Source organism: Phenylobacterium sp. (assembly GCF_036263695.1).
Taxonomy (GTDB): Bacteria; Pseudomonadota; Alphaproteobacteria; order Caulobacterales; family Caulobacteraceae; genus Phenylobacterium.
In genome coordinates, this window is record NZ_DATAGM010000283.1 from 1 (window position 1) to 10,477 (window position 10,477).

A 10,477-nucleotide genomic window follows, 5' to 3' on the forward strand; every position below is an offset into this window, starting at 1 on the left:
GCGCCGCGCTCGGACTCTCCCCGGTCCAGCGCTTGAAGGCGCGGGAGAAGGCGGCGGGGTCGGAGAAGCCCAGCAGGTAGGCCGTCTCGTTCACCGACAGCTTGCGCGTCGTGAGGTAGTCGCGCGCCAGCCGGCAGCGCAGCTGGTCGAGAACCTGCTCGAAGGTGACGCCCTCGCCCTTCAGGCGGCGGAACAGCGTCTGGCGGGAGAGGCCGAGCTGGCCGGCGACGAAATCCATGCTGGCCTGGCCGCTGTGCAGCATGGGTTTGAGCAGCGCCTCGACCCGGCCGCGGGTGGACTTGGAGGCCTCCAGCTCCCGCAGCAGGGCGTCGGCGTGGCCGGTGAGCACGCCCTTCACGTAGCGCGGCAAGTAGGCGACGGGGGCGTCGAGGCTGGCCTCCTCGATCAGCATGGCGTTGCGGTCGCTGGAGAACACCACGGGGACGCCCAGCACCTTCTCGTACTCCGCGGCGTGGTCGGGCGCGGGATGGGTGACGTGGGCCGCCTTTACCCACCGGCGCTTGTCGTAGCGGCGGGGGCCGCAGATCATCTGGGCGAGCCAGGACTCGGTCAGCTCCGGAAAGGCGTCGGCGTCCTTGCGGGTGTCGACCATCCAAAGGCCGGTCCGGTCGCGGCGCAGCTGGAAGCGCTCGCCGGGGCCCTCGTTCTCGGTCTCGACGATCAGCCGCACGAACCTGTTCAGGGTGGCGAAGCTGTCCATCACCGTGTCGGCGGCCCGGCCGATCAGCCCGACGATGGACACCTGGGAGATCTCCACGGCCTCGCCGTAGTGCAGCGCGAGCGCCAGATCGCCGGTCAGCGCCTTGCCGGCTCGCATCAGGGCCACGTAGCGCGCCCAGGGGACGCGGCCGTCCTGGGCCGCCAGATCCTCCGGCGAGAGGCCTGCGCGGGCCATGAGCTCGGCCCGGTCCGCGCCCTTGGAGACGGCGAACTCCAGCAGGCCTTTGGCGAAGCCTGCGCCCACCGTCAGCTCCGCAGCCCGCACCGCCATCGCGCAACCTGGGGACATGGTTTTGACGCACCCGATCATGGGCCGCGGCCGTGAGCGGCGCTAGAGGACGGTATCAGGCGACGCAAGATAGCTGGAGTTAAGTCTTGGTAATCCACGGGTTGTTGGACGTCCTGCCCTACCCGCCACCAGTGCTGGCCCATGTGGTCGGCGGCCTGGTGGGCATCGTCTCGGGCTTTGCGGCCCTAGCCGTGCGCAAGGGCGGAACCCTCCACCGGCAGATCGGGACCGTCTTCTTCGTCTCCATGGTGATCATGGCGGGGTTCGCAGCGGTGATGGCCGCGCTGGCGGTCCAGCGGATGAACACCATCGCCGGCCTTTTCACCCTCTATCTGGTGACCACCGCCTGGGCGGCCGTACAGCGCGCGCCGCGGACCACCGGCCGCTTCGAGGTCGCCGCGATGGCCACGGCCGGCCTGATAGCCCTCGGCGCGCTGGCGATCGGCGTCCAGGCCGCGACGGTGGGCGTGCAGGACGGCGACCCCTCGTCCGGCGACGCTCCGACCCTCTATTTCGTCTTCGCGGCGCTAGCGCTGCTTGGCGCTGCACTGGACCTTCGGGTGATCCGCGCCGGCGGGCTGGCCGGACGGCCAAGGCTGGCGCGGCACCTGTGGCGGATGTGCCTGGCGCTGTTCGTCGCCGCCGGCTCGTTCTTCTTCGGGCAGGCCGACGAGATCCCGGCGCAGTTCCGCGGGCCGCACCTGATGATCCCGCCGTTCGCGGCCCTGGGCGCGCTGGTCTTCTGGATGATCCGGGTGAGGTTGCCGGCCCGCTTCGTCCTGCGGGCTCCGGCGCTCTAGCCGCCGTAGCGGGCGCTGCGCACCGCGCCCTGCGCGTGGAGCAGCTCGGACCAGCGCCAGGCGCCCGAACCCAGCACGATGCGCGGGGCGCCCGGCCGGTCGGCCAGGGAGATCACCACTCGGCCGCGCACCGTCTCGTTGCGGCAGGCGGCGGGGGCGAAGCCGACCTCCATGATGATCGCCTGGCGCACGCCGGCCAGGCCCTTGCCCTCCTGGCCGGAGCCGCGGATCCAGTCGCCGCTCCACAGGTTGATCGCCTTGCCGGAGAGCACGGCGTGCTCGCGGGCGATGGCGGCCTGCACGTCGGCGTCGCGGCGCAGGGCCTTCTGCAGCAGATCGACCATGTCGCAGCCGCCCCCGGCGCCGCCTGTCCCAGCGGTGCGCGCCCCGGCGATCTCGCCGTCGCTAAGGCCATTCCCGGGGGCGACGGTCTGGGCGACGCCCACGGCGTCGGTCTCGGCCTTGCCGGCGAACAGGGGGACGACATCCTTCGGGACCGCCTTGGCCAGCCGCGCCTTGCGCAGGGGCCTCGGCTTGTCTGGCGAGGGCGCCGGGACCGGCGCATCGGCGGACGGCGGGGCGGGCGGGGCCGGCTCGGAGACCTTCGGCGCGGGGTCGGGCTCGGGCTCCGGCGGCGGAGGCGGGGGGACGAGAAGGCGGGGCTCGACCAGGGACAGCGCCAACGGCTGCTCCTCATAGATCTGCATCGGCTCGGGACGGGCCTGGTAGAGCGCCAGGGCGACGGCCAGATGGGCGGCGATGCTGATCGGGGCCGCCAGCAGACGGCGCCGCCGCCGCGCCGGACCGGCCCGCCGGTCAGCCCCCATCGAAACGTCGTAGATCAATCCGACCGCCCCGGTTCCAACGCGCACGCTACCCGAAAGGAGGGTGGCCCTGAGCTCCCAACCTGTCGAGCGGACGGAAGTTCGCACCGCCCTGGCCGGCGCCTACCCGTTCCGGGAATCGCCGCCGCCGGAGAGCTTCATCGTCAGCCATGTCCGAAGTGGGGCGCCCGCGCCTGCCGCTGGATGCGAGAGCGGCGCCACGATTGCGCCATATGCGCGTCATTAGGCCGCCACGCCCATTGAAGCACCTGACGGCAGCGCTGAAGCCTAGGAGCGGCGCGTCGATAGAGGGATAGCGACTGTGATCCAAGCGAGACTGAGGGCGGGGGCCATTACGACGGCGGTGCTGATGGCCGCCGTGGCGACGACGGGGTGCGCGAGCCACAAGTTCGTGCGCGAGAACGTGGCCGTAGTCGACCAGCGAGTGACCCAGGTGGAAGGCACGGCCGGCGAGGCCCTGCAGCGGGCGAACGCCGCTCACAAGCTGGCGGAAGGCAAGTTCCTCTACGAGGTGGTGCTGTCGGACGATTCGGTGAAGTTCCCGGTCGATCACTCCGCCCTTTCGCCGGAAGCCGAGGCCCGGCTGGCGGAGCTGGCTCAACGGCTGAAGGCCGAGAACCGCAACGTCTACCTGGAGATCCAGGGCCACACCGACGCCACCGGCGACGACAGCTACAACGAGCAGCTGGGCGAAGCCCGGGCCGAGGCGGTGCGCCGCTACCTCGCCAAGCAAGGCGTCGCGCTTAACCGCATGGCGACCATTTCCTACGGCGAGGAGTCGCCGGTGGCCCCGAACGAGACGCCTGAGGGCCGGTCGCAGAACCGCCGCGTGGCGATCGTCGTCCTGAGCTAGTGAACGGGGCGCGGGCGGTCCGTCGCGGATCGCCCGCCCTCCGCCTGATCGCCGCTGCGGCGAGGGGTGCAGCCTGCGGCGAGTCCGGCTACAACCCGCCCCATGCCCGAAGGCGACATCCGTCCGGCCCGTGCGCCCCAGCTCCGCTTCGGCGAGGGCTTCCTGACGGACATCTGGTATTTCGCCGCGCTGGCCGGCGACCTGAAGCCCGGCAAGCTGCAGCGTTACGAGATCCTCGGCGAGCCGATCCTGCTCGGCCGCACCCAGGCGGGCGAAGCCTACGCGCTCAGGGACATCTGCCCGCACCGGGCCGCGCCGCTTTCGGCCGGCCGGCTGACCCGCGAGGCCGACGGGCGCGAAGTGGTCGCCTGCCCCTATCACGGCTGGCGGTTCGGCACGGACGGGGCGTGCACCGCCATCCCTTCGCTGGTCGGCGACCAGGCGATGGACGTCTCCAAGATCCGCGTGCGCCGCTATCCGGTGCGCGAGAGCCAGGGGCTGGTGTTCGTCTGGATCAGCGCCGATCCGCGCTTCTCCGGCGAGCCGGACGTGGAGCCCCCCAACTTCCCGGGCGTGGTCGGGGGCGCGCCCAAGCTGGTGGACCGGATGGACTTCGAGGCCCACATCGACCACGCCGTCGTCGGGCTGATGGACCCGGCGCACGGCCCATATGTGCACCAACAGTGGTGGTGGCGCTCGGCCAAGAGCCAGCACGAGAAGGCCAAGAAGTTCGAGCCCCGCGAGGCCGGCTTCGCCATGGTGCGGCACGAGCCGTCCAAGAACTCACGCGCCTACGCCATCCTCGGCGGCGAGCCGCTGACCGAGATCACCTTCCGAATTCCCGGGCTGCGCTGGGAGCATGTGACGGTGGGCGCGCGCCAGGTGCTGTCGCTGACCTGCCTGACGCCGATCTCCGAGAAGAGGACCCGCATCACCCAGATCGTCTGGTCCGACCATCCGGCGTTCTGGTTCTTAAAGCCGTTCATCGCCGCCGGCGCGCGGGCCTTCCTGCGCCAGGACGGCGACATGGTGAACCTGCAGAACGAGGGGCTGAAGTACGACCCCAGCCTGCTATGGATCGACGACGCCGACACCCAGGCCAAGTGGTACCAGCAGCTGAAGCGCGAATGGGCGGCCGCCCGGCGCGACGGGCGGCCGTTCTCCAATCCCGTGCAGCCGGCGACGCTGCGCTGGCGCAGCTGAGGCCCTCAGGCCGCCTTCTTGCCCGTGGCGCCCTCGGTGCCGACGAACACCACCTTGGTCCCCTTCGACACCGCGGCGCCCAGCTCCTGGGCGTCCCAGTTGGTCAGGCGCACGCACCCGTGGCTGTCGGTCTTGCCAACCTTGTTGGGGTCGGGCGTACCGTGGATGCCGTAGGTCTCCTTGGTGAGGTCGATCCAGATGCTGCCGACCGGGTTGTTCGGGCCGGCGGCGATGGTCAGCTTCTTCTTGACCTTGCCGAAGTTCAGCTTCTCCGGGTCGTAGTTCCAGGTGGGGTCCGGCGCGACTGTCGCCACCTCCCAGTGTCCGGCCGGCGCGGGCATCTCGCTGGATCCGACCGAGGCCGGGTAGACCGCGAGCAGCTTGCCGCCGGCGTCGTAGGCGCGCGCCTCGCGCTCCGCCTTGTCGACCTCGATCATGGCCACCTGGTTGGGAAGCTTGTCCGCGCCCGGGCGCACGACGAGGATGGACGTGCCCGCTTTGCTGAAATCGACGTTGGGGTTCAGGGCCCGCAGCAGCTTCTCGTCCATGTGGAACTTCTCGGCGAGCAGCTCGGCCGGGCTGGCGTAGGCCAGCTTCTCGAGCTTGGCCATCTGCTCGTAGTCGGTGGGGATCTTCTCGACGAAGGGGCCCTTCACGTCCGCCTCGGTGATCACATAGTCCTGCATGATCGGAGTCGTGTCGCCCGCGGCGAGCTTTTCGAACACCTGGGCGTCGATCTGGCCGTCGACCGGCAGGCCGTTGGCGGCCTCGAAGGCGGCTATCGCCTGACGCACGTTCTCGCCGTACTGGCCGTCGATCACGCCGGGCGAAAAGTGGGCGCGGTCGAGCAGCACCTGGGCGCGGATCATCATCTGCCGGCCCGTCTCGGTCTCGACGGAGGCGGTGGAGAAGGCCGCCTTGTCGATGCCCTGCGCCAGCGGGTTGGCGGACGCCGCCGCCGGCTGCGCGGCCGCGACCGTCGCCCGGGACGCGTCTCCGCCGGCCGCAGCGCTCGGCTCCTCTTTGTCCTGGTCGGCCTTGATCACCATGTCCGAGCAGGCGGCCAGGGCGAGCGCCGCCGCCGTCAGGGCCAGGGAGCGTCGGTTGGGCTTCATCGTTTCACTTCCATGCTGAAGGCAGGGACACGCGCGGAATGAAGGCGTTCGGAGGGGGCAGGTTCCGCGCGGCGGCGCTGACCGCCCTGATGCTCGCCGCCTGTTCGCCCCGCGACGGCGACGACGGCTTCATCCTGCGCGCGCCGCCCAAGGCCAAGGACCGGGCCGAGAGCCAGGCCGGCGGCCAGAGCCCGGCCGCGCCCCTGCCGCCGGCCGAGCAGGCCGGGCCCATGCTGAGCGACCAGGCCTGCGATCAGGGCCCGCTGACCAACGCCGCCCGGACCAACGCCGTCCACTACCGCAGCCTGGCCTGGAGCCCGTTCGGCCGCAGCGAGATGGGCTGGGAGACCTATCAGCGGCTGATCGCCCGGGAGATCGGCTCGGCCTGTCCGCCGGACAGCCCCGGCTTCGCAGCCGCCCTGGCCCGCTGGCAGGCCAACAACGGCCTGCCGCAGACCGGCGTGGTCGACCAGGCGGTGTTCGTGCAGATGAAGAACAATTGGCAGATGAAGCGGCCGGTGGTGCGGTCCATGCGCCTGGGCGGCTGCCCCGCGCCCCCCAGCCCGGACCAGCTGGCCACCGCGCGGCCGGACGAGAGCTACGGCGGCAAGACCATCCAGCTGCGCCGCGGCGCCCTGGCGGCCTACCGCCGGATGGTCCAGGCGGCGAAGGCTGAGCAGCCGCAGATCGCCAGGGATGCGCGCAACCTGACCATCTTCTCCGGCTACCGTAGCCCCGAGTACGACGCCGCCCGCTGCCACCGCGACCAGAACTGCGACGGCCTGGTGCGGGCCCGCTGCTCGCCCCACCGCACCGGCCTGGCCATGGACCTCTACGTCGGCCAGGCGCCCGGCTACGGTCCCGACTCCAGCGCCGACCCCAACCGGCTCTACATGACCAAGACCGCCACCTACGCCTGGCTCACCGCCAACGCCCACCGGTTCGGCTTCGTCAACTATCCCTTCGAGCCCTGGCACTGGGAGTGGACCGGCGAAGCGCCGTGATTTGCTCCCGAGCTTGGCCGCCCTGCCGCCGCCGTGGCATGACGGTCGCCAAGAGGAAACGCGACAAGGGACGAACCCGCGCATGGCGACCTTCACCTCCGACGGCCTGACCCTGGCCTACGACGACATCGAGCCGCCTGGGGCGGAGCGGACCATCGTGCTGGTGCACGGCTTCGCCTCCAACCGGAACGAGGGCTGGCGGCGCACGGGCTGGTACGGGGCGTTCGAGCGGCGGCGGGTGCGATGCATCGCCCTGGACCAGCGCGGACACGGCGAGAGCGCCAAGCCGCACGAGCCGGAGGCCTTCACCCGCGAGAAACTGGCCGGCGACCTTATCGCCCTGTTCGACCATCTGGGCCTGCAGCGGGCCGACGTGTTCGGCTATTCCATGGGCACGCGGACGGCCATGCAGATGGCCATCGACGCGCCGGAGCGGATTTCCAACCTGATCCTCGGCGGCATCGGCGAGCGGCTGTTCCAGCCGCGCGGGGAGGTGCCGGCGGAGGGATCTGCCACAAGCATGGCGCAGGCCATGCTGGCCGACGATCCGGAGACCATCGCCCAGCCGATGCTTCGCAGCTTCCGCCAGTTCGCCGACGAGCAGGGCGAGGACCGGCGGGCGCTGGCGGCCTTCACCGAGGCGAAGAACCCCCCGCTGGACCGGGAGGCTCTGGAGCGGCTGCCGATGCCGGTGCTGGTGGTCGCCGGGCAGCGCGATCAGGGGGCCGGCGACCCGGAGGGACTGGCCCGCGTCTTCCCTGACGGCAAGGGGGTGATGATCCCCGGGTGCGACCACTTCTCGGCCATTCCGCACGCGCTGACCAAGGCCGCCGTGTTCGACTTCCTGGACGGCCTTCTGGACGATCCCTGGGCGCGCTGAACGCCGCCGTTCAAGATAGCGCTGGCGCCGGCCAATCAGGACTCGCCAAGCCCGAAAATCAGGGCTTTAGTTCACCTTGTCGGGAGGTGAGCGTGTCAGTTGTGCGCAAGCTCAGCGATCGTGACGGCAAACGCCGGGCGGAAGACCCGGGCCAGCGCTATCGCACGTTGTTCGAGACCATGTCGGAAGGCTTCGTCATCTGCGAAGTCATCCGGGACGAGACCGGCCGCCTGGTCGACTACTGGGTCCGCGACGCCAACCCCGCATTCCTGAAGCGTGCGCCGGGCGCCGCCAGCCTGATCGGCCGCCGGTTCCTGGAGATGCGGCCCAACACCCATCCGCGCTGGTTCACCGCCTGCCACGTCGCCCTCACCAAGGGCGAGCCGGTGCGGTTCGAGTTCTGGGACGATCAGGCGCTGCGCTGGTACGACGTCCACATGACCCGGCTGTCCGACGACGAGGTCGGCCAGTTCTACATCGACATCACCGAGCGGAAGAAGGCCGAGCGCTACCAGGCCGAGCTGTTCGACGAGCTGAACCACCGGGTGAAGAACAACCTCACCATCGTGGCCGGCGTGCTGACCATGCAGGCCAAGGCGACCGCGGAACCGCAGGTGCGCGAGGAGCTGCTGAAGGCGGTGGACCGGATCCAGTCGATCGGCGACCTGCACGCCAGCCTCTACCGCAGCGGCGGCAAGGACGAGGTCGAGGCGTTGAGCTATCTCACGGAGCTCTGCCAGCGGCTCACCCGCACCCTGCTGGACGGGCGCGACGTGCGCCTGGACCTGCACGCCGAGGCCGTCGCCCTGCCGCTCGACGAGGCGGTGCAGCTGGGGATCATCGTCAACGAGCTGGTGACCAACGCGGCCAAGCACGCCTATCCCGACCGCAGCGCCGGGGTGATCTGGGTGCGGCTGGGACGGGCCGAGGGGGGCCTGCGCCTCTGCGTCTCCGATCTCGGGCGCGGGCTCGCGCCGGACTCGGCGAGCGGGCTCGGCATGCGGCTGGTCCGCTCCCTGGTCGAGCGGGCGGGCGGCGAGGTCAAGGTGGATGGCTCTCACGGGACCAGCGTCGAGGTGCGCCTGCCGCTCGGCGGCCGGGCGGGCCACGAGCCCCTTCAGGACAACCTGCTCTGAGCGCGTCGCCGCGGGCGCAAAAATAGACTCACAGACCCACCCGAGTTGTCCACAGAATCACGGCCCTGCCGCCTCGTAATCGAAACGTCATCTGCCATGCTACGTTTCGTTAACCACTCGACTCGGGGGAGAGCTTCAGGTGGATCAACTCCTGCTGATCGCTTACAAGCGCGGTGGCCGCTGGGTGTTGCTGAACGAGCAAGCTCGAGAACTTGGCCACTATTCCAGAGAAGATGAAATCATCCAGGCCGCGGAATCGCGCCTGCAGAGCGCCCGCAAGTCCGGCGCCCTGCTGCTCGAAACGCGCGAGGGCTGGCGCGAACAGGTGCTCGCCGTGGCCTGAGGCCAGCGCCTAGGCGCCGTCGTCGTCGTCCAGCCAATCGACGATCCCGAGCTTCGCCATCCAGGTCAGCCCCAGCTCGATGTGGCCCTTGCGGTGCGGTGGGAAGGCGGCGGTCAGTTCGGCCACCGTCTTACGCGCGCCGCCGGCGAGCATCCCCAGTAGGGCCGAGCACTCGGCGGGCGTCGCCCGAGCGCTCGGGAAGGCGGAGTCGAGGTCGACCCGACCGGCGCGGTCGAGATCGGCGAAGGTGGCGCCTTCGCGCATCCGCAGGCGGGTCTGCGGCCCCAGCACCTCGGTCGCGAAGTGGGCGAACTCCGCGAACGGGTCGCCCTTGGCCGGATGCATGCGCATGCTCGCCTGTGGCTCGGCCGACGCCCGCCGGATCTGGCCCAGTTCCTCAACGAGCTCGCGGTACTGGCGGGCGACCACCGACCAGTCGAAGGCGGTGCGGACCCGCTCGCGGCCCGCCTCGCCCATCCGCCTGCGAAGCTCGGGCGAGCGGATCAGGGCGGCGATGGCCTCCGCCGCCTTTCCCACGTGCACTGCGGTGTGCAGGGCGAGGGTGCCGACGAAGTTCTGGTAGCTCATGAGCAGCATGTTGTGCGGGGCTGCGATATGCGGGCCGTTGCCGCCGGGTGCGGGGCCCAGCGTCGGGATGCGGAAACCCTGCACCCCGTCCTCCACGGTGTAGCGGTAGCCATCCCAGTCGCTGACGACCACCGGGATCCCCGAGGCCATGGCCTCCAGCGGGGTGATGCCGAAGGTCTCCTGGATGTTGTCCACCAGGGAGATGAAGACGTCGGCCGCCGCCCAGGTGTCGGCCAGCAGCTGGCGGTCGTTGCCGTCGACGAACTGCACGTCCACGGTCGGCGAGTAGGCCTTCGCCGCCTGGCGGTAGATGTCGCGGTGGCGGGGCTCGACCGGGAACCAGCCGGCCATCTGGAAGATCACCTTGGCTCCGCTCGTCTTGGCCGCCTCCTCCACCGCCCGGAACATCGGCTGGGGAAAGGCCTTCTCGAAGAACGACAGCCGCCCGACCCACAGCACAAGCACGTCGTCCTCGCCCAAGCCGAGCCTGGCCCTAACCCGCTTGCGCACGTCGGGCCGGTCCGCGGCGGCGCGCTGGGCGGCCATGTCCACGCCGAGCGGGACCAGCGGCAGGTGCGGGCGCGGCCGCTTGGCGCCGCCGAACCGCTCGCCGGCGAACTCGCCCACCGCATCGAACATCTCGGTCAGCGCCTGGACGATCGAGGGCGAGGTGCAGATCA

Annotated in this window: 11 protein-coding genes; 7 read left to right on the top strand and 4 right to left on the bottom strand. The window is 70.6% G+C overall.

What is annotated here, in order from left to right:
• A partial coding sequence (locus tag VHK87_RS11395; RefSeq protein WP_329635015.1) for an AraC family transcriptional regulator occupies positions 1–1,030 on the bottom strand: 1,030 nt, incomplete at its 3' end.
• Between the two features lie 86 nt (positions 1,031–1,116).
• On the opposite strand from VHK87_RS11395, the gene VHK87_RS11400 reads away from it, so the two are divergent.
• The gene (locus VHK87_RS11400; protein ID WP_329635016.1) at positions 1,117–1,830 is read left to right on the top strand and encodes a hypothetical protein; all 714 of its coding nucleotides are present in this window, start codon (positions 1,117–1,119) and stop codon (positions 1,828–1,830) included.
• Here the strand turns inward: VHK87_RS11400 and VHK87_RS11405 are convergent.
• Positions 1,827–2,675, bottom strand: coding sequence for a hypothetical protein (locus VHK87_RS11405; protein WP_329635017.1), 849 nt, complete (start codon positions 2,673–2,675; stop codon positions 1,827–1,829). The genes VHK87_RS11400 and VHK87_RS11405 overlap by 4 nt on opposite strands.
• A gap of 349 nt (positions 2,676–3,024) precedes the next feature.
• On the opposite strand from VHK87_RS11405, the gene VHK87_RS11410 reads away from it, so the two are divergent.
• Together VHK87_RS11410 and VHK87_RS11415 are read left to right on the top strand one after the other, a co-directional pair.
• Positions 3,025–3,528 carry an OmpA family protein gene (locus VHK87_RS11410; protein WP_414694144.1) on the top strand — a complete coding sequence of 168 codons (504 nt, stop codon included), beginning with the start codon at positions 3,025–3,027 and terminating at the stop codon, positions 3,526–3,528.
• A gap of 102 nt (positions 3,529–3,630) precedes the next feature.
• On the top strand, positions 3,631–4,731 hold the full coding sequence (locus VHK87_RS11415) for an aromatic ring-hydroxylating dioxygenase subunit alpha (protein ID WP_329635019.1): 1,101 nt from the start codon (positions 3,631–3,633) through the stop codon (positions 4,729–4,731).
• 5 nt (positions 4,732–4,736) lie between these two features.
• On the opposite strand, the gene VHK87_RS11420 is transcribed toward VHK87_RS11415, so the two are convergent.
• Positions 4,737–5,846, bottom strand: coding sequence for a L,D-transpeptidase (locus VHK87_RS11420; protein ID WP_329635020.1), 1,110 nt, complete (start codon positions 5,844–5,846; stop codon positions 4,737–4,739).
• 38 nt (positions 5,847–5,884) lie between these two features.
• Here VHK87_RS11420 and VHK87_RS11425 point away from each other — a divergent pair, with 38 nt between their 5' ends.
• The 4 genes from VHK87_RS11425 to VHK87_RS11440 all read left to right on the top strand — a co-directional run bounded on the left by VHK87_RS11425 (position 5,885) and on the right by VHK87_RS11440 (position 9,209).
• Positions 5,885–6,850, top strand: a complete 966-nt coding sequence (locus tag VHK87_RS11425; RefSeq protein ID WP_329635021.1) for a M15 family metallopeptidase — start codon at positions 5,885–5,887, stop codon at positions 6,848–6,850.
• An 82-nt stretch (positions 6,851–6,932) separates the two neighbouring features.
• Positions 6,933–7,730, top strand: coding sequence for an alpha/beta hydrolase (locus tag VHK87_RS11430; RefSeq protein WP_329635022.1), 798 nt, complete (start codon positions 6,933–6,935; stop codon positions 7,728–7,730).
• 92 nt (positions 7,731–7,822) lie between these two features.
• Positions 7,823–8,866 carry a sensor histidine kinase gene (locus VHK87_RS11435; protein WP_329635023.1) on the top strand — a complete coding sequence of 348 codons (1,044 nt, stop codon included), beginning with the start codon at positions 7,823–7,825 and terminating at the stop codon, positions 8,864–8,866.
• A 139-nt stretch (positions 8,867–9,005) separates the two neighbouring features.
• The gene (locus VHK87_RS11440) at positions 9,006–9,209 is read left to right on the top strand and encodes a hypothetical protein (protein WP_329635024.1); all 204 of its coding nucleotides are present in this window, start codon (positions 9,006–9,008) and stop codon (positions 9,207–9,209) included.
• A 9-nt stretch (positions 9,210–9,218) separates the two neighbouring features.
• Here VHK87_RS11440 and VHK87_RS11445 read toward each other — a convergent pair.
• A partial coding sequence (locus VHK87_RS11445) for a glycosyltransferase family 4 protein (protein WP_329635025.1) occupies positions 9,219–10,477 on the bottom strand: 1,259 nt, incomplete at its 5' end.